General features: G+C 59.5%; 19 protein-coding genes. 15 read left to right on the top strand and 4 right to left on the bottom strand.

What is annotated here, in order from left to right:
* Position 1: 1 nt before the first annotated feature.
* A complete protein-coding gene (locus CAF80_RS25045) occupies positions 2 to 643 on the top strand; it encodes an oxidoreductase (RefSeq protein WP_007958634.1) in 642 nt (213 codons plus the stop codon).
* A gap of 34 nt (positions 644 to 677) precedes the next feature.
* Here CAF80_RS25045 and CAF80_RS25050 read toward each other — a convergent pair whose 3' ends face one another.
* From CAF80_RS25050 to CAF80_RS25065, 4 genes are all read right to left on the bottom strand, one after another.
* Positions 678 to 962 carry a YceK/YidQ family lipoprotein gene (locus CAF80_RS25050; protein ID WP_074691595.1) on the bottom strand — a complete coding sequence of 95 codons (285 nt, stop codon included), beginning with the start codon at positions 960 to 962 and terminating at the stop codon, positions 678 to 680.
* Positions 955 to 1,602, bottom strand: a complete 648-nt coding sequence (gene ubiX / locus CAF80_RS25055) for a flavin prenyltransferase UbiX (protein WP_039771880.1) — start codon at positions 1,600 to 1,602, stop codon at positions 955 to 957. The genes CAF80_RS25050 and ubiX overlap by 8 nt, the downstream gene beginning before the upstream one ends.
* Complete coding sequence (gene mpl, locus CAF80_RS25060) at positions 1,599 to 2,948, bottom strand: UDP-N-acetylmuramate:L-alanyl-gamma-D-glutamyl-meso-diaminopimelate ligase (RefSeq protein WP_007958628.1); 1,350 nt, start codon at positions 2,946 to 2,948, stop codon at positions 1,599 to 1,601. Before mpl ends, ubiX begins: the two co-directional genes overlap by 4 nt.
* 194 nt (positions 2,949 to 3,142) lie before the next feature.
* On the bottom strand, positions 3,143 to 5,059 hold the full coding sequence (locus CAF80_RS25065; RefSeq protein ID WP_085668084.1) for a sigma-54-dependent Fis family transcriptional regulator: 1,917 nt from the start codon (positions 5,057 to 5,059) through the stop codon (positions 3,143 to 3,145).
* 301 nt (positions 5,060 to 5,360) lie between these two features.
* Here CAF80_RS25065 and CAF80_RS25070 point away from each other — a divergent pair, with 301 nt between their 5' ends.
* The 14 genes from CAF80_RS25070 to CAF80_RS25135 all read left to right on the top strand — a co-directional run bounded on the left by CAF80_RS25070 (position 5,361) and on the right by CAF80_RS25135 (position 19,095).
* Positions 5,361 to 6,881: an aldehyde dehydrogenase family protein gene (locus CAF80_RS25070; protein WP_039771883.1), complete on the top strand. Its 1,521-nt coding sequence runs from the start codon at positions 5,361 to 5,363 to the stop codon at positions 6,879 to 6,881.
* 234 nt (positions 6,882 to 7,115) lie between these two features.
* Entirely contained in the window at positions 7,116 to 8,486 is a 1,371-nt protein-coding gene (gene eat, locus CAF80_RS25075) for an ethanolamine permease (protein ID WP_039771884.1), read from the top strand.
* Positions 8,487 to 8,567: 81 nt separating this feature from the next.
* The gene (locus CAF80_RS25080) at positions 8,568 to 9,962 is read left to right on the top strand and encodes an ethanolamine ammonia-lyase subunit EutB (RefSeq protein ID WP_085668085.1); all 1,395 of its coding nucleotides are present in this window, start codon (positions 8,568 to 8,570) and stop codon (positions 9,960 to 9,962) included.
* On the top strand, positions 9,959 to 10,792 hold the full coding sequence (gene eutC, locus CAF80_RS25085; protein ID WP_371916418.1) for an ethanolamine ammonia-lyase subunit EutC: 834 nt from the start codon (positions 9,959 to 9,961) through the stop codon (positions 10,790 to 10,792). Before CAF80_RS25080 ends, eutC begins: the two co-directional genes overlap by 4 nt.
* 116 nt (positions 10,793 to 10,908) lie before the next feature.
* Positions 10,909 to 11,370 (top strand): N-acetyltransferase, encoded by a 462-nt coding sequence (locus tag CAF80_RS25090; RefSeq protein WP_074691599.1) that lies wholly within the window; start codon positions 10,909 to 10,911, stop codon positions 11,368 to 11,370.
* Between the two features lie 227 nt (positions 11,371 to 11,597).
* On the top strand, positions 11,598 to 12,248 hold the full coding sequence (locus tag CAF80_RS25095) for a DedA family protein (RefSeq protein WP_039771888.1): 651 nt from the start codon (positions 11,598 to 11,600) through the stop codon (positions 12,246 to 12,248).
* A 4-nt stretch (positions 12,249 to 12,252) separates the two neighbouring features.
* Positions 12,253 to 13,065, top strand: a complete 813-nt coding sequence (locus tag CAF80_RS25100; protein ID WP_085668087.1) for a zinc-dependent peptidase — start codon at positions 12,253 to 12,255, stop codon at positions 13,063 to 13,065.
* A gap of 114 nt (positions 13,066 to 13,179) precedes the next feature.
* Positions 13,180 to 13,707 carry an inorganic diphosphatase gene (ppa, locus tag CAF80_RS25105; RefSeq protein WP_007990564.1) on the top strand — a complete coding sequence of 176 codons (528 nt, stop codon included), beginning with the start codon at positions 13,180 to 13,182 and terminating at the stop codon, positions 13,705 to 13,707.
* Positions 13,708 to 13,928: 221 nt separating this feature from the next.
* Positions 13,929 to 14,669, top strand: coding sequence for a helix-turn-helix transcriptional regulator (locus CAF80_RS25110; protein WP_039771890.1), 741 nt, complete (start codon positions 13,929 to 13,931; stop codon positions 14,667 to 14,669).
* A gap of 453 nt (positions 14,670 to 15,122) precedes the next feature.
* Complete coding sequence (locus CAF80_RS25115; protein ID WP_080770657.1) at positions 15,123 to 15,554, top strand: hypothetical protein; 432 nt, start codon at positions 15,123 to 15,125, stop codon at positions 15,552 to 15,554.
* Between the two features lie 130 nt (positions 15,555 to 15,684).
* A complete protein-coding gene (locus tag CAF80_RS25120; RefSeq protein ID WP_074691605.1) occupies positions 15,685 to 16,605 on the top strand; it encodes a restriction endonuclease in 921 nt (306 codons plus the stop codon).
* Between the two features lie 185 nt (positions 16,606 to 16,790).
* Positions 16,791 to 17,372 carry a DarT ssDNA thymidine ADP-ribosyltransferase family protein gene (locus CAF80_RS25125; RefSeq protein ID WP_074691607.1) on the top strand — a complete coding sequence of 194 codons (582 nt, stop codon included), beginning with the start codon at positions 16,791 to 16,793 and terminating at the stop codon, positions 17,370 to 17,372.
* The gene (locus CAF80_RS25130; RefSeq protein ID WP_074691609.1) at positions 17,369 to 18,013 is read left to right on the top strand and encodes a DUF4433 domain-containing protein; all 645 of its coding nucleotides are present in this window, start codon (positions 17,369 to 17,371) and stop codon (positions 18,011 to 18,013) included. Before CAF80_RS25125 ends, CAF80_RS25130 begins: the two co-directional genes overlap by 4 nt.
* Complete coding sequence (locus CAF80_RS25135) at positions 18,010 to 19,095, top strand: macro domain-containing protein (RefSeq protein ID WP_039771896.1); 1,086 nt, start codon at positions 18,010 to 18,012, stop codon at positions 19,093 to 19,095. Before CAF80_RS25130 ends, CAF80_RS25135 begins: the two co-directional genes overlap by 4 nt.
* The last annotated feature ends 143 nt before the right edge of the window (positions 19,096 to 19,238 follow it).

Genomic DNA, 19,238 nt, shown 5'->3' on the forward strand with positions numbered 1-19,238 from the left:
TATGTACTTGACGCCTCAGCATGTCTTGCTTGCCGGAGCCACCGGTCTGACCGGTGAACATCTGCTCGACCGCCTGCTCAACGAGCCAACTATCAGCCGTGTCCTTGCCCCCTCACGCCGGCCGCTGGCCGAACATCCGCATCTGGAAAACCCGGTCGGCGACCCACAGACCTTCCTGCCGCAGTTGGCGGGTCGCGTCGACATCGCCTATTGCTGCCTCGGCACCACCATCAAGCAGGCCGGCTCCGAAGAAGCGTTCCGCGCCGTGGATCTGGACATGGTCGTAGCTTTCGCCAAGCGCGCACGGGAAATGGGCGCACGGCACCTGATCGTGATCAGTGCCCTGGGGGCCGACCGCCGGTCCTCGGTGTTCTACAACCGTGTCAAAGGCGAGATGGAGTACGCATTGCGTGCGCAGGACTGGCCGCAGCTGACCATTTGCCGGCCATCGCTGTTGCTCGGCGAACGCAGCGAGCCGCGCCTGGGCGAGCAGCTTGCCGCACCGTTCTCGAAACTGATTCCCGGCAAATACCGCGGCATCGAAGCCTGCCAACTGGCCCGGGCCATGTGGCGGCTGGCGCTGGAGGAGCAGGATGGTGTGCGGATCGTCGAATCGGACGAGTTGAGAAAACTCGGCAAGTAAAAACAAAAGATCGCAGCCATTGGCTGCGATCTTTTTAGAGTCCGCCAGTCGCCTGGAACCCCACGCCGATCACCGTCAGCAACGACAACGGCAACAGCAGCGTGTCGAGCAGTGCGCTGGCCGGCAGATCCACACCGGGGTAACTCGGCGCCTCGGCGCCGAATCGATCCATCGCGCAACATCCGCCATTCATCGCATACAGATCCAGCCGGGTGCCGGAATACACCACCGGCGCGCCGGGCTTGGCGGCATCCAGCGTGCGCGCGGTGGCGCAGCCAGTAAGTTGCAACACCAGCAGGATCGCCAGCAGCTTATTCATCGCTGCTCAGATGGTGCTCGCCCCAACGCGGCAGCATGTCCTGGGGGATGCCCAGCAGATTGAGAATTCGCGCCACCACGAAATCGATCAGGTCATCGATGGTCTGCGGCTGGTGATAGAAACCCGGCGAGGCCGGCAGGATGGTCACGCCCATGTTCGACAGCTTGAGCATGTGTTCCAGGTGAATGCTCGAATACGGCGCTTCGCGCGGTACCAGAATCAACTGGCGACGTTCCTTCAACGTCACGTCCGCCGCCCGTTCGATCAGGTTGTTGCAGGCGCCGGTGGCGATGGCCGACAAAGTCCCCGTCGAACAGGGCACCACCACCATCGCGGCCGGGGCGCCGGAGCCCGAGGCCACCGGCGACATCCAGTCTTCCTTGCCGTACACACGGATCTGCCCGGCGGCCGCGCCGGTGTATTCGGTGAGGAACGCCTGCATCATTTGCGGCTTGGCCGGCAGCGACACGTCCGTCTCGGTGGCCATTACCAGTTGCGCGGCCTTGGAGATCAGGAAATGCACCTCACGATCCTCGCGCACCAGGCAATCCAGCAGGCGCAAGCCGTACTGGGCGCCGGACGCGCCGGTCATCGCCAGCGTGATGCGTTCCGGGCCATTGCTCTCGAAACGAGTGTTCATTTCAGCGCCTCGGCGAGTTTGCCGTGCAGGCCGCCGAAGCCGCCGTTGCTCATGATCACTACGTGGGTGCCGGGCTGGGCCTGACTCTTCACGCGTTCGATGATGCCTTCCAACGAATCGCTGACGATCGACGGCACGGTGCACAACGCGGCGGTGCCTGCCAGATCCCAGCCGAGGTTGGCCGGGGCGTACCAGATCACCTGATCGGCATCGACCACGCTGTCCGGCAGACCATCACGGTGCGCGCCAAGCTTCATCGAATTGGAGCGCGGCTCGATGATCGCGATCAACGGCGCATCACCGATGCGTTTGCGCAGGCCGTCGAGGGTCGTGGCAATCGCGGTCGGGTGGTGGGCGAAGTCATCGTAGATAGTGATGCCGCGCACTTCCGCGACTTTCTCCATACGGCGCTTGACGCTCTTGAACGCGCTCAACCCGGCAATGCCCATCGACGGAACAACACCGACGTGACGCGCGGCTGCCAACGTCGCCAAGGCGTTGGCAACGTTGTGCTGACCGGTCAATTCCCACTCGACCACGCCTTGGGATACGCCTTCGAACATCACTTCGAACGCCGAGCCGTCGTCTTTCAGCAACTTGACCTGCCATTGACCGCCGGCACCGGTGGTTTGCACCGGTGTCCAGCAGCCCATCTCGATCACACGCTGCAAGGCCGGTTCGGTGGTCGGGTGAATCACCAGCCCTTCGCTCGGGATGGTCCGCACCAAGTGATGGAATTGACGTTCGATGGCCGGTAGATCAGGGAAGATGTCGGCGTGGTCGAACTCAAGGTTATTGAGGATCGCGGTGCGCGGACGGTAGTGGACGAATTTCGAGCGCTTGTCGAAGAACGCGCTGTCGTACTCGTCGGCTTCGATCACGAAGAACGGCGTGCCGCCCAGACGCGCCGACACCGAGAAATTCTGCGGCACGCCGCCGATCAGGAAACCCGGGCTCATGCCGGCGTGCTCCAGCACCCAGGCGAGCATGCTGCTGGTGGTGGTCTTGCCGTGCGTACCGGCGACCGCCAGCACCCAGCGACCTTGCAGCACATGGTCGGCCAGCCACTGCGGGCCGGAAACGTACGGCAAGCCTTTGTTCAGCACATATTCCACCGCCGGGTTGCCGCGGGACATGGCGTTGCCGATCACCACCAGATCCGGTGCCGGATCAAGCTGCGCCGGGTCGTAACCCTGGGTCAGCTGAATGCCCTGGGCTTCGAGCTGGGTGCTCATCGGCGGATAGACGTTGGCATCGGAGCCGGTCACGTGATGGCCCAGCTCTTTGGCCAGAACCGCCATCGAGCCCATGAAAGTCCCGCAGATACCCAGAATATGAATGTGCATAGTCGACCTCGTAAAACATGGCCGCAGGTTAGCGCAGGGAGGTGAAAACCGCACTCTTTAGCTGATCACCCGACCCTGATCGTTCCCACGCTCCACGTGGGAATGCAGCGCAGGACGCTCTGCGTCCAAAAGCGGACGCGGAGCGTCCGGGGAGGCGTTCCCACGCAGAGCGTGGGAACGATCGGCAGGAGTATTCAGGCGGTTCGGGCAATCCCATGCTTGCGCAGCTTTCTATAAAGCGTATTGCGGCTCACGCCGAGCTGCTGCGCCGTGTGGGTCATATGCCAGCGCGTGTGTTCCAGCGCATTGAGCAACGCCAGCCGCTCGGCATCTTCCAATGGATGTTCGGACGACGATTCATCGACTTTGACCAACAGCGGCTGCACCTGCCGAAACATCGCCGGTAAATCCTCCAATCCGATCCGCCCTTCATCGCACAACGCCGCCAGCGTGCGCAGCACATTGCGCATCTGCCGCACATTGCCCGGCCAGTTGAAACCCAGCAACGCCTGGCGCGCCGGTTCTTCGATCAGGATCTTTTCCCCGCCCGCCTCTTCAGCCAGCAGAAAATCCAGCAGCTGCGATTTGTCACTGCGCTCGCGCAACGGCGGCAACGCGACTTCCAGTCCGTTGAGCCGGTAATACAGGTCTTCACGGAAACTGCCATCGCCGACCCGCTCCAGCAGATTGCGGTGAGTGGCGCTGATGATCCGCACGTTGACCGCTTCCGGCTCGCCGCCAATGGGCACCACTTGCCGGTCCTCCAGCACCCGCAGCAGACGGGTCTGCAAGGCCAGCGGCATGTCGCCGATTTCATCGAGGAACAGCGTGCCGCCATCGGCCTGCTGCAACTTGCCGCGCATGCCGTCCTTGCGCGCGCCGGTGAAACTGCCACCGCGATAGCCGAACAGCTCGCTCTCGATCAGGCTTTCGGGAATCGCCGCGCAGTTGAGGGCCACGAAGGCTTTGCCGGCGCGTTGACTGGCGTTATGCACAGCCTTGGCGAATGCTTCCTTGCCGGAGCCCGTTTCGCCGTTGATCAGCAGCGGCACGTCGCGCTCGAACACCCGCAGCGACTTGCGAAAATCCGCCTGCAACGCCGCATCACCGAGACAAATGCCTGCAAGACGCGGCGCTTCGACCGGCGCGGGAACCGGCGCTACCGGCAGCGGCCGGCGAGTTTCGCCACGCAGCACCGCAAACAGATGCCGCCCGTCGCGAGTACGCAGCGGCCAGCTCGCGCTGGCATTGGCACTGGCACGCCCGAGCAACTCATCCAGGGAACAATCGAAAAACGCCTCCACCGGTTTGCCGAGCAAACCACCGCGAATGTGCCCAAGCAGATTCAAGGCACTCTGATTGGCCGCACTGATTCGCCCTTCCCCGTCAAACGCCAGCAACCCTTCGCTGAACAGCCCGACGGACTCCGCCTGAAGATGGAATCGCAACAGCCATTGGTTATCGAAACAGCGCAGGAAATAGCAGCTCTCGATCATCTTCGCCGACAGATTGACCAGCGCCATGGTGTGGAACTGGCTCTGCCGCGAGACGTCATGCCGCGCCGAGGAAACGTCGAGCACCGCCAGCAGTTCGCCGTGCGGGTCGAACACCGGGCTCGCCGAGCAGGTCAGGCCGGTGTGACGGCCGCGAAAATGTTCATCCTGATGAATCGTCAGGGCCTGACGCTCGACAAGGCAGGTACCGATACCGTTGGTGCCTTCGCAGGCCTCGCTCCAGTCGGAACCCAGCCACAGGCCGGCGCGTTCGAAGATCTTGCGTTCGGTGGGGGCGGTGACGCAGTTGAGGATCACCCCGCGCGCGTCGGTCAGCAGTACCGCGTGGCCGGCGCCGGAGAGTTGTTGATGCAGGCTGCTCATTTCATTGCCTGCAATCTGCAACACCTGTTGCAGCCGTTCGCGGCTTTCGAGGATTCGACCGTGTTCGAGCACGGTCGGCGCCATGCTCAGGGCCGGGTCGAGGTGATAGTCCTCAAGACAACGCAGCCACGAACGGGCAATCGACGGGTCGGCACCGGGGCCATGCAGGTGCGGCTTGCCCTGGGTGACGGTGAGAACCTGTCGGGCATGGCGACTCAAATGGTTGTCGTGCATTTCTTATTATTCTCCCCGAGGCTCATCGGCCCATGCGTGAAGTGGTGCCCAGCATCCTCCAGCCAACCGGTCTTTGCAATGCTGGCAAGACCGCCCGGTCACGGGTTGTGCCACAAGCGGTACAAACTGTCACCCGAGCTGTACCGATACCGTCACAGGCGCTTGCCACTTGTCTGACACAAATTACGCAAGGCCTTGATTTGCCTGACCTGCACGGCAGTGGCCCGACCTTTGCTCTACGCTTATAGCAAGCGCTCATGCGCGTTTCTCTAATAAGTACAAAGCCAAGGAGAACATCATCATGCGTTACGCTCACCCCGGTACTGAAGGCGCCAAAGTCTCGTTCAAGAGCAAGTACGGTAACTACATCGGCGGCGAGTTCGTCGCGCCTGTCAAAGGTCAGTACTTCACCAATACCTCGCCAGTGAATGGCCAGCCAATTGCCGAATTCCCGCGTTCCACCGCCGAAGACATCGACAAGGCCCTGGACGCCGCCCACGCCGCTGCCGATGCCTGGGGTTCCACTTCCGCCCAGGCCCGCTCGCTGATCCTGCTGAAAATCGCCGACCGCATCGAACAGAACCTCGAAACCCTGGCGATCACCGAAACCTGGGACAACGGCAAAGCCATCCGCGAAACCCTCAACGCCGACATCCCGCTGGCTGCCGACCATTTCCGCTACTTCGCCGGGTGCCTGCGCGCCCAGGAAGGCAGCGCCGCCGAGATCGATGGGAACACTGTGGCCTATCACATCCATGAACCGCTGGGCGTGGTCGGCCAGATCATCCCGTGGAACTTCCCGATCCTGATGGCCGCGTGGAAACTCGCCCCGGCCCTGGCCGCCGGCAACTGCGTGGTGCTCAAGCCTGCCGAGCAGACCCCGCTGGGCATAAGCGTGCTGCTGGAACTGATCGGCGATCTGCTGCCGCCGGGCGTGCTCAACGTGGTGCAAGGGTTCGGCAAAGAAGCCGGCGAAGCCCTGGCCACCAGCAAGCGCATCGCCAAGATCGCCTTCACCGGCTCGACCCCGGTCGGCTCGCACATCATGAAGTGCGCCGCCGAAAACATCATTCCATCCACCGTGGAACTGGGCGGCAAGTCGCCGAACATCTTCTTCGAAGACATCATGCAGGCCGAGCCAAGCTTCATTGAAAAAGCCGCCGAAGGCCTCGTGCTGGCGTTCTTCAACCAGGGCGAAGTCTGCACCTGCCCGTCCCGTGCACTGGTTCAGGAGTCGATCTATCCGCAGTTCATGGAAGCGGTGATGAAGAAAGTCAGCCAGATCAAACGTGGCGACCCGCTCGACACCGACACCATGGTCGGCGCCCAGGCGTCCGAGCAGCAATTCGACAAGATCCTGTCGTACCTGGAAATCGCCAAGGGCGAAGGTGCCGAACTGCTGACCGGCGGCAAGGTGGAAAAACTCGAGGGCAGCCTGGCGACCGGGTATTACATCCAGCCGACGCTGCTCAAGGGCACCAACAAGATGCGTGTGTTCCAGGAAGAAATCTTCGGCCCGGTGGTGAGCATCACCACCTTCAAGGACGAAGCCGAAGCCCTGGCGATTGCCAACGACACCGAGTTCGGCCTCGGCGCCGGCCTCTGGACCCGCGACATCAACCGCGCCTATCGCATGGGTCGCGCCATCAAGGCGGGTCGCGTGTGGACCAACTGCTACCACCTGTACCCGGCGCACGCCGCGTTCGGCGGGTACAAGAAATCCGGTGTCGGCCGTGAAACCCACAAGATGATGCTCGACCACTACCAGCAGACCAAAAACCTGCTGGTGAGCTACGACATCAATCCGCTGGGCTTCTTCTAAAACCTCGGGGCAATACAGGTAGTCCTGTGTTGCCCCTCAAATAGCCATCGCTGGCAAGCCAGCGATAGCGTCCTTAATGACACAACACAAAGCCTGGCCGCTCTGGCACGGGCCTTGCGTACCCGTCATTCAGGATTTGCAGGAACACTGCCGCTGCGTGAACAGCATCCACCCAATCAACCGCTGCACCCGAAAGTCCAACAGATCGAACAATAAAAAAGACAGAGAGGACTTATGACTTCCACCACACAGCTCAAACCCACACTCGGCACCCTGCACCTCTGGGGCATTGCCGTCGGCCTGGTGATTTCCGGCGAATACTTCGGCTGGAGTTACGGCTGGGGCACGGCGGGAACCCTGGGTTTCCTGGTCACGGCCCTGATGGTCGCGACCATGTACACCTGCTTCATCTTCAGTTTCACCGAACTGACCACCGCAATTCCTCACGCGGGCGGGCCGTTTGCCTACAGCCGTCGGGCGTTCGGCGAAAAAGGCGGATTGATCGCCGGCATCGCCACTCTGATCGAATTCGTGTTCGCCCCGCCGGCCATTGCCATGGCCATCGGCGCCTATCTGAATGTGCAATATCCGGGGCTCGATCCCAAACTTGCGGCGGTCGGCGCGTATTTCGTGTTCATGACCCTGAACATCCTTGGCGTCAGCATCGCCGCGACCTTCGAGCTGGTGGTGACCGTGCTCGCCGTCGCCGAATTGCTGGTGTTCATGGGCGTGGTCGCACCGGGCTTCAGCTTCAGCAACTTTGTGCTGAACGGCTGGTCAGGCGCCAATGAGTTCACGATGGGCGCGATTCCTGGCATTTTCGCCGCGATTCCCTTCGCGATCTGGTTTTTCCTCGCCATCGAAGGCGCGGCCATGGCGGCCGAGGAAGCCAAGGACCCGAAACGCACGATTCCACGGGCCTACGTCAGCGGCATCCTGACCCTGGTGTTCCTGGCCATTGGCGTGATGGTGATGGCTGGCGGCGTCGGCGACTGGCGTCAACTGTCGAACATCAACGATCCGCTGCCGCAGGCAATGAAAGCGGTAGTCGGCAACAATTCGACCTGGATGCACATGCTGGTGTGGATCGGCCTGTTCGGGCTGGTGGCGAGTTTCCACGGGATCATCCTCGGCTACTCACGACAGTTCTTTGCCCTGGCCCGGGCCGGTTATCTGCCGAAAGGCCTGGCCAAACTCTCGCGTTTCCAGACCCCGCACCGGGCGATCCTGGCGGGCGGCGTGGTCGGCATCGCGGCAATCTACAGCGACGGTCTGGTCAATCTGCAAGGCATGACCCTGACGGCGGCGATGATCACCATGTCGGTGTTCGGCGCCATCGTGATGTACATCATCAGCATGCTCAGCCTGTTCAAACTGCGCAAAACCGAGCCGAACCTGGAGCGCACCTTCCGCGCGCCGGGCTATCCGGTGGTGCCGGCCATCGCGCTGTTTCTGGCGCTGGTGTGCCTGGTGGCGATGGCCTGGTTCAACACGCTGATCGGTTGTGTGTTCCTCGGTTTCATGGCCGCTGGCTACCTGTACTTCCAGCTGACCGCCAAGCAACGCTCCGAAGCACCGGCAGACGCTATGCTCGAAGGTATCTAAAAAACTATCTGAGTTGCACCGGCACCGGGCCTTGGGCTCGGTGCCTGCACTAAAAGCATTCATTCAGGAGGAACGCGCCCAATGGCCGCATTTGCCCATACCGTCGGCGCCCAGACCTATCGCTTCGACAGCCTCAAGGACGTGATGGCCAAGGCCAGCCCCGCGCGTTCCGGGGATTTCCTGGCCGGCGTCGCCGCGCTCAACGACGGCGAGCGGGTGGCCGCGCAAATGGCGCTGGCCGACATCCCGCTCACGCATTTTTTGCAGGAAGCACTGATTCCCTACGAAGCCGATGAAGTCACCCGACTGATCATCGACAGCCATGACAAACAGGCCTTCGCAGTCGTCAGCCATCTCACGGTTGGCGGTTTTCGCGACTGGCTGCTCAGTGACGCCGCCGATGAAACCAGCCTGCGCGCCCTCGCCCCCGGCCTGACACCGGAAATGGTCGCTGCCGTGTCGAAGATCATGCGCGTGCAGGATCTGGTGCTGGTGGCGCAGAAGATCCGCGTCGTCACCAAATTTCGCGGCACTTTGGGCCTGCGGGGACGGTTATCCACAAGGCTGCAACCCAATCATCCGACCGACGAGCCGTCCGGCATCGCCGCGAGCATTCTCGACGGTCTGTTGTACGGCAACGGCGACGCGATGATCGGCATCAACCCGGCCACCGACAGCATCGCCTCGATCTGCGCGATGCTGGAAATGCTCGACGCGATCATCCAGCGCTACGACATTCCGACCCAGGCCTGCGTGCTGACCCACGTCACCACCTCTATAGAAGCGATCAACCGTGGCGTGCCGCTGGATCTGGTGTTCCAGTCGATTGCCGGCACCGAAGCGGCCAACGCCAGTTTCGGCATCAACCTGAACATTTTGCAGGAAGGTTATGAAGCGGGCCTGAGCCTCAATCGCGGCACGCTCGGGCAGAACCTGATGTATTTCGAAACCGGTCAGGGCAGTGCGCTGTCAGCCAACGCCCACCACGGCGTCGATCAACAGACCTGCGAGACCCGGGCCTACGCCGTGGCGCGCCATTTCAAGCCGTTTCTGGTGAACACCGTCGTAGGATTCATCGGCCCGGAATACCTCTACAACGGTAAGCAAATCATCCGTGCCGGCCTCGAAGACCATTTCTGCGGCAAGCTGCTCGGCGTGCCGATGGGCTGCGACATCTGCTACACCAACCACGCCGAAGCCGACCAGGATGACATGGACACCCTGCTGACCCTGCTCGGCGTGGCCGGGATCAACTTCATCATGGGCATCCCCGGCTCCGACGACATCATGCTCAACTACCAGACCACCTCGTTTCACGACGCGCTCTACGCGCGCCAGACCCTGGGCCTGAAACCGGCGCCGGAGTTCGAGCAGTGGCTGGCGAACATGGGCATCTTCACCCAGGCGGACGGCAAGGTCCGCTTCGGCAACAACCTGCCGCCGGCCTTTCGCCAGGCCTTGGCGCAACTGGGATGAGTCAGATGGAAAAACCGCCCGTCGATCCGCAAAACCCGTGGCTGGAGCTGCGTCGCCTGACCCCGGCGCGCATTGCCCTCGGCCGCACCGGCACCAGCCTGCCGACCCGCGCACAGCTGGATTTCCAGTACGCCCACGCACAGGCACGGGACGCGGTGCATTTGCCGTTCGATCACGCCGGGCTCAGCGCCCAGCTGACTGAACGCCAACGTGAAAGTCTTGTGCTGCACAGCGCGGCGGTGGATCGCAACAGCTACCTGCAACGTCCGGATCTGGGGCGCAAGCTCAGCGATGAATCGGCGCAAACCCTGCGCGAATACGCCAAGGCGCATCCGGGGGGTGAGGATCTGGTGATTGTTGTGGCGGACGGTCTGTCGGCGCTGGCGGTGCATCGGCATACCCTGCCGTTTCTCACCCGTCTGGAAGAGCAGATGAGCGCCGACGAATGGTCGACAGCGCCAGTAGTGCTGGTGGAACAGGGCCGAGTGGCGATTGGCGATGAAATCGGCCAGTTGCTGGGCGCGAAAATGGTCGTGATGCTGATCGGAGAGCGTCCGGGCCTCAGTTCGCCGGACAGCCTGGGTTTATATTTCACCTACAATCCAAAGGTCGGCCTCACGGATGCTTACCGCAACTGCATCTCCAATGTGCGGCTGGAAGGGCTCAGCTACGGCATGGCGGCACATCGCTTGCTGTATCTGATGCGCGAAGCCTGTCGGCGCCAGCTGTCGGGCGTCAATCTGAAGGACGAGGCGCAGGTTCAGACGCTGGAATCGGAAGCCGGTGCAGACATGAAGAGTAATTTCCTACTCGATCCGCCCCCAGCCTGAACCGTTTCCGCATTGCCTTTCTGCGCCGGTTTCAGGCAGGATCGATGCACGGCCGCCCGGGTTTCCCATCGCCGTCAGAGCACGTGAAGACAGCCACTTGAAGGACGAGACCTACCATGCGGATTATCCAAGCGACCCTCGAACACCTGGATTTGCTGACCCCGTTGTTCGTTAAGTACCGCGAGTTTTACGGCTCCCTGCCCTATCCGGACTCGTCCCGGGCCTTTCTCGAAAAGCGCCTGCGACGCAAGGAATCGGTGATCTATCTGGCCCTGGCCGATGACGACGACAAGAAGCTCATGGGCTTCTGCCAGCTCTACCCGAGCTTTTCCTCGCTGTCGCTCAAGCGCGTGTGGATTCTCAACGACATCTATGTCGCCGAAGACGCCCGCCGCCAGTTGGTAGCCGACAACCTGATCCGCACCGCGAAGAAAATGGCCAAGGAAACCCAGGCCGTGCGCATGCGCGTCTCCACCAGCGCCGACAACGAAGTGGCGCAGAAAACCTACGAATCCATCGGGTTCAAGGAAGACACCGAGTTCAAGAACTACGTGCTGCCGATCAGCGAAGAACTCTGATCGCGAGGTGTCCTGCGGGGAGGGAGCAGACTCCCTCCCCAAAATGAATGCCAACCCGACATTTATTCACACCGACATCCCCCGCTACAAAACCAACGCGCTTTTCACCCCTCTGCCCGTATAATCCCGATCTTTCCGGCTTGTAAGAAAAACTACACCCGCTTGTAGGCTTACACGAAGTCATCCGCACAGGTCTGCCGAGTCAGGCCGTCACCACAGGTGCCTCCATGGATTTCAACCCGCTCGATCTTGTCCTGCATCTCGACGTTTACCTCGACCTGCTGGTGAATAATTACGGGCCATGGATCTACGCCATCCTGTTTCTGGTGATCTTCTGCGAGACCGGCCTGGTGGTGATGCCATTCCTGCCGGGTGATTCTCTGCTGTTCATCGCCGGCGCGGTCGCTGCGGGCGGCGGCATGGACCCGGTATTGCTGGCGGGCTTGCTGATGCTCGCGGCGATTCTCGGCGACAGTACCAACTACGTGATCGGGCGAACGGCGGGTGAAAAGCTGTTCAGCAATCCGAACTCGAAAATCTTCCGCCGCGACTATCTGCAACAGACCCACGATTTCTACGACAAGCACGGCGGCAAAACCGTGACCCTGGCGCGCTTTCTGCCAATCATCCGCACCTTCGCACCGTTCGTCGCCGGTGTCGCGAAGATGCCTTACCCGCGGTTCTTCGGCTTCAGCGTGTTCGGCACCGTTCTGTGGGTTGGCGGTCTGGTGACGCTGGGTTATTTCTTCGGCAACGTGCCGTTCATCAAGAAGAACCTGTCGCTGCTGGTGGTCGGCATCATCCTGCTGTCGCTGATTCCGATGATCATCGGCGTGGTTCGCAGCCGTTTCGGCGGCACCAAAGCCCAATCGCACTAAGCCGATGTGGTCGCTGAGCGCCTGGCGCCGCCGGCGCATTCTGGCCAGGCGCCCGATTGCCGACGAACTGTGGCAGCGGGTGCGCCATCACCTGAGTTTTCTCGATGGCATCACGCCCGCTGAAGACCAGTGGCTGCGTGAAGCCAGCGTGCTGTTCCTCGAAGACAAGCACCTGACCGCCCTGCCCGGCGTCGAGCTGCACCAGGAACAACGCCTGCTGCTCGCCGCCCAGGCGCAATTGCCGCTTTTGCATCTTGGCGATCTGAACTGGTATCAGGGTTTCCACGAAATCGTCCTCTACCCCGACGATTTCCTCAGCCCCCAGCGCCATCGCGATGCCAGCGGCGTCGAGCATGAGTGGGACGGCGAACACAGCGGCGAAGCGTGGCAACAAGGGCCGATCATCCTCGCCTGGCCCGGCGTGATGGCCAGTGGTGGCTGGGAAGGCTACAACCTGGTGATCCATGAACTGGCGCACAAGCTGGACATGCTCAACGGTGACGCCAACGGCCTGCCGCCGCTGCACGCCGACATGCGGGTCAGCGACTGGGCCGAAGTGATGCAGGCGGCGTACGACGATCTCAACCGCCAGCTCGACCGCCATCCCGACGCCGAAACCGCCATCGACCCGTATGCCGCCGAGAACCCGGCCGAGTTCTTCGCCGTCACCAGCGAGTACTTCTTCAGCGCCCCGGATCTGCTGCACGACGCTTATCCACAGGTGTATGCGCAGCTGCAGCTTTTCTACCGCCAGGATCCGTTGACCCGCCTGAAGCAACTTCAGGCCAGCGACCCGGTCTATCAGGCTCACGAGTAAAGGTCTGCACGACTTCCGGTACATGGCGTCCACGGCAGAATATGCCTATAATCGCCGCCACTTTTTGGTCAATCCGGCCAAGTGTTTTTGGTCAACTAACGGGGGCAACGCCCAATGAGCTACAGCAAGATTCCGGCTGGCAAAGACCTGCCGAACGACATCTACGTCGCGATCGAGATCCCGGCCAACCACGCGCCGATCAAATACGAAATCGACAAAGACAGCGATTGCCTGTTCGTTGACCGTTTCATGGCCACCCCGATGTTCTACCCGGCCAACTACGGTTACATCCCGAACACCCTGGCTGACGACGGTGATCCCCTGGACGTGCTGGTCGTGACCCCTTACCCGGTTGCTCCAGGTTCGGTGATCCGCGCGCGTCCGGTCGGCATCCTGAACATGACCGACGACGGCGGCGGCGATGCCAAAGTCATCGCAGTCCCACACGACAAGCTGTCCCAGCTGTACGTGGATGTGAAGGAATACACCGACCTGCCAGCCCTGCTGATCCAGCAGATCGAGCACTTCTTCGCGAACTACAAGGATCTCGAAAAAGGCAAGTGGGTGAAAATCGAAGGCTGGGCGGGCGCAGACGCCGCCCGCGAAGCGATCACCAAGTCGGTTGCTGCCTACAAAGGCTAAGCCTCACGACCTGCGACACGCTTGAAGAAGACCCCGGTTGATCCGGGGTTTTTTGTGCCTGCCCGAAAGGCGCTTAAACAGCTTGTTTATGTCGGCCTACAGAAAAGTTTTAGTGTGTGTAATTTCCCACAAGGACGTCTTACATCCCGTCGCAAAATTTGCCCTGATTTTGAACGCAAGGTTTATTCAAACCGCTCTAGGCCGGCCGTAGACTCGTGTTTATGAGAAAGAACACTAGCGGTCCAAGATTCAAGGCACTCCTGGAAGCTGCGAACATCACCACCACGGGATTCGCAAAGTTCTGGGGCACGGAAGCCCAAAACGTTCATAACTGGTACACCCGGGGCGTACCCGCGTACCGCCTGGAAGAGGTCGCACGCCTGCTGTCCGTCAACAGCCAATGGCTGAAGACCGGCGAAGGCCCGAAAGAGGCCCCGCACCTGCATACGGACTCGGGCGACATCCTCGATGCCCATGCCATTCGCGGCGTCTACACGGTGCTCGAAACCAACGACATCGAACTGCCTCTCTACAAGGAAGCCCCGACTGCTCCTGGCTCCGACAAGACCCACGTCATCAAGGACCCGGACCAAACCATTCGCCTGCCCCGCAGCCACCTCGAAGCCCTGGAAATCCGCCCCACCGATGCCATCTGTACCCAAATGATCGGCAACAGCATGGCCGAAAAAATCGAAGACGGCTCCACCCTCGCCATCGACCGCGGCCTCACCCAGGTGGTGGACGGCGAAATCTACGCCATCGAACATGACGGCATGCTGCGCATCAAATACCTGCACCGCATGCCCGGCAACGCCCTGCGCCTGCGCAGCCACAACAGCGCCGAATACCCGGACGAGATCTTCCGCGCGGCGCAAATTGAGGAACAGCGGATTCATGTATTGGGGTGGGTGTTCTGGTGGTCGACGCTGGGCAAGCGGCGGCCGGTGGTGCCGTTTCTCTGAGCCAGCTTCTGTCGTGAGGGGCAACCGGCCCGGATAGTCGGTACAAATACGGGATTTTTCCTGGATAGAACGCTCTATCCCGCACTTCGCACTGGGAATCCCCAACAAAACTCAGTATCCTGCGCCCCACATTCGCGCATCGACCCGCCAAGCGGCCCAGATGACGCCTGACGCGGCAGACCACTGTCTGACCAAGTCCCGCAGCCGGACGCAAGATCCGGATGTACGTTTTGAAGGCTGGCGCGGTTTACCAAAAATAAACCAAGCCAGTCCCCGAGAAGCCGGCCACAAGCCGGCTTTTTAATGCCTGCTGAAAAACCGGCCGGGGGTCGGTTTACGGGCAGAGCGCTGTGTAATGGTGCTTGCACAACTCATCGCATAACAGAGCCCCACCTGCTGGAAGCGACGGCAACTTAGATTGCTCAAGTCACCCCACAAGGACGTTCAACATTGATGCCCAAAACCATCACTTCAAACATGAAATCAGTTGGCCTGACAGCTGCCTCGTGCCTTTGTCTTTCAGGATGTGTTGGAGCAATCGTATCGCTCCCGGAAAAAACAACCGTCAAGACAGACGCTTACAAAGCGCAAAGCTATCGATCAATCACACCGCAAATCAGCAGAACGGTCACGTCGACGCCTACACGGGAATGGTGCGGGATCACCGTTTGGGCACTGATCATTCCGGTGCCATTGAAACTACCGGTGTGCACATCGTATTTCGAGCAGTCCTTCGGCAACGACGAGTTCGGAAACGAAGCCGTTCTGCTCGACTCGCAGCAAAAAGTCCCATCCCCTTTCTACGCTTGCGGCCCATTCATGATGTTGGGACCGATCGTTCATGGTTACCAAGGCAATGCGCTTTGCGGTGTTTTTGCGGATTGATGGTGAAACTGACATAGCGACTTACGCTTTCACCTGCAGACGCTTTAGTCGCGAAGCCCTCCATATCCACCGTTGATTTACAATCGCCATCCGATCGGCACGAAAACAATTTCAGCACAGGGATGCGCCCATGTCCGTTCCAACCTACGATCAGTTCATTGAGCCGATCCTTCGCTTTCTCGCCACAAAACCCGAGGGTGCAATCGCTCGGGACGCTCATGAATCAGCAGCAAAAATGCTGCAACTGAGTGAAGCTCAGCGCGAAGAACTGATCGCCAGTGGTCAGGCTACCTACAAGAACCGATCAGGCTGGGCGCACGATCGACTCAAGCGCGCAGGTCTTTCCAGCAGTGCCAAACGCGGTTATTGGAAGTTGACCGACGCAGGCGTGCAGTACGCCAAGGAGCATGCATTTCCACTGTCGACCACGGATGTGGAGCACATAGCAATCGGCTACATGAATGTGAAGCTGAAAGTCGCGCCTGACGCCGAGCCACTGGATGACCAACCAAATGTGGAGCCCGATCTAGCCTCCGCCACCGAGAGCCCCGACGACCGACTGGAGCGAGCGCTTAAGGAATTACGCGATGCCACGGCGGCCGACCTTTTGGACAACTTGCTGCAAGTAAGCCCTAACCGTTTTGAAGTAATCGTGCTGGATGTTCTTCATCGCTTGGGTTACGGCGCCAGTCGCAACGACTTGCAACGTGTCGGAGGTTCCGGTGATGCCGGCATCGACGGCATTATCTCGCTCGATAAATTGGGGTTGGAGAAGGTTTACGTACAGGCCAAGCGTTGGCAGAACACGGTTGGCCGACCTGAGTTACAGGCGTTCTATGGCGCGCTCGCAGGACAAAAGGCCAAGCGCGGTGTGTTCATTACCACCTCTGGTTTTACGGCGCGCGCCGTCGACTTCGCCAAATCGGTGGACGGTATTGTGCTGGTAGACGGGACGCGACTGGTGCATCTGATGATGGATCATGAGGTGGGCGTGACATCGCGTTTGTTGCGGTTGCCGACGCTGGATCGCGATTATTTTGATGAAGAGTGAGTTCGGGCGTGTTGCTGCTTGACCCTGCTAACCAATTTCCTTAGTGGGCTTGTGGCCAAAAGTGATGGCACACTAGAATCACAGCGATTGTTCTACCAACCCCTACGGATCGAGGGTTACATCAGCACGGGGCGAGGCCGGAACTGAATCCAGTTTAGGTTGATGTGCAGGTCAAGGAGACCACTATGGCGGACGTTAAAAGCATCAAGGATCAGAAGCTTCTCTACCATCTCACTTCAGTTGAAAACCTGGATGGAATTTTCAAGGATGGTTTGAAACCTCGCGCTGGCCTCTCGGGTTTCAAAGACGTCGCAGATGCTGAAATCCTGAAAAAGCGGCAGGCTCTGCAGCTCGACAATTACGTGTCCTTCCACTGGTTTGCGAAGAATCCATTTGACGGAAGCGTCCAGCGCAACAGGCCAGAGGCCCAATTTGTACTGATCTCGGTCTACAGATCAACGGCCAGGCAATACGGCTGGAAAATCATTCCACGCCACCCGTTAGCAGGCGACTCAATACAGCTACTTGATTACGAACAGGGTTTCGAAGCCATCGAGTGGGATGTCATGAGCAGTCGCGATTACCTGGACCCTCATTGCAAAAGCATCTGCATGGCCGAGTGCCTCGCACCGGGGGTTGTTAAACCTGAGGCCTTCTTCAAAATCTTTACCCCCAGCGAAGAAGTCGATGCACTTTGCGTAGCTAAATTGCAGGCAGCGGATGTTAATGTGCAGACCAGCGTGAATCAGAGAATGTTTTATCAATGAACTACACCAGCCTGAATCCAGAGAAAGCTCTGATTTGGCGTATCGTCCATCGCGATAACCTGCCCTGGATTCTGGACAACGGCCTGCATTGCGCAAACTCGGAAGTACAGGCACCTCATTACGTGAACATCGGCAACGTCGACTTGATCGACAAGCGCCGTTCCCGTCAGGTGCCTATCGCACCCGAAGGCGTCCTGGCCGACTACGTGCCCTTCTATTTCACGCCCTTCTCGGTGATGATGCAGAACATCCACTCCGGGTGGAGCGTGCAGCAACGCAGCAATGACGAGATCGTCATTCTGGTCTCAAGCCTCCATCGCGTTGAAGAGCTCGGCCTACCGTTTGTCTTTACAAACGCACATGCCTATCCGAGTTGGACAGACTATTACAGCGATCTGGCGAATCTCGACCAGATCGATTGGACTATCCTTCAACGGCGCGACTTCAAGCGCGATCCTGATGACCCTCGTAAAATAGAGCGTTATCAAGCGGAAGCGCTGATCCACCATCACTTACCGATTACGGGACTACTGGGCATCATGTGCCACACCGATGCAATGAAAGAACGCATAGAACAAGACGTCGCCGCTCGAGGCCTGACGTTGTCTGTCCATGCGCGTCCCAAATGGTATTTCCAATGATCAGATTTACCCAAGGCAACCTGCTGGAAGCCAAGACCGAAGCCCTCGTCAACACGGTGAACACCGTGGGCGTGATGGGAAAAGGCATCGCGCTGATGTTCAAAGAACGCTTTGCACAGAACTATCGCCTGTACGCAGCGGCGTGCAAGGCCAAGGAAGTTGAAACCGGCAAGATGCACGTGACCGCCACCAACGAACTTGAAGGACCTCGCTGGATCGTCAATTTCCCGACCAAACGTCACTGGCGTTCACCTTCGCAAATGGCCTGGATAACAGAAGGTCTGCACGACCTGCGTCGTTTTCTAATTGAGAATGACGTGAAATCCGTCGCTATCCCGCCACTGGGTGCTGGTAACGGTGGATTGAGTTGGCCTGAAGTCCGCGAACAGATCGTTGAGGTTTTGGGGGATCTGGATGTCGACGTGCTGGTGTTCGAGCCGACCAATCAATATCTGAATGTCGCCAAGCGCAACGGTGTAGAGACGCTCACGCCGGCCCGTGCCCTTATCGCTGAACTGGTTCGACGCTATTGGGTGTTGGGCATGGAATGCAGTCTGCTCGAGATTCAAAAACTGGCTTGGTTTCTTGAGCGGGCAATTGAAAAACTTCCAAGTACAGAGAACCCGCTAAACCTGAAATTTATCGCTCATAAATTCGGGCCATACGCCAATCGACTGGAGCATCTGCTCAACAATCTGGATGGTAGCTATCTACATTGCGACAAGCGTATCAGTGATGCGGAAATCACCGATGTGATTTGGTTTGATCAAGATCGCAAGGCTTTTTTGCAGACCTACCTAAAGACTGAAGCCAGGGAATATTCCCAAGCTTTAGAGCGCACAGCTGAATTAATCGATGGCTTTGAATCCCCCTTCGGAATGGAATTACTCGCGACCGTCGATTGGTTGCTGATTAAGGAAGGGGTTGTTCCGACCGTTTCTGCGGTACGTGAAGCACTGAGAAACTGGGACGGCGGGGGTGGAGCTGCGGTGCGCAAAAATAAACTATTCGATGATCAAGCTCTTGAAATTGCGATTAATCGCCTGATCTCCAGCAGTTTCAGCCCGAAAATAGCGGCCTGACGCAGACAATAAATGCGAGTTTGCCTGTCCGCTTGGCACGTGCAATGAGTAGACGGCTCAGGCGATTATTGAACCATCGCAATAAGCCATTAGCACATCCGCCCTAATTGCCGCTCACCCAACCTCGCCACTAAATTTCCATT

Origin of the sequence: Pseudomonas sp. B34(2017), from assembly GCF_002112915.1 — a bacterium.
In the GTDB taxonomy this organism is placed as follows: Bacteria; Pseudomonadota; Gammaproteobacteria; order Pseudomonadales; family Pseudomonadaceae; genus Aquipseudomonas; species Aquipseudomonas pharyngis.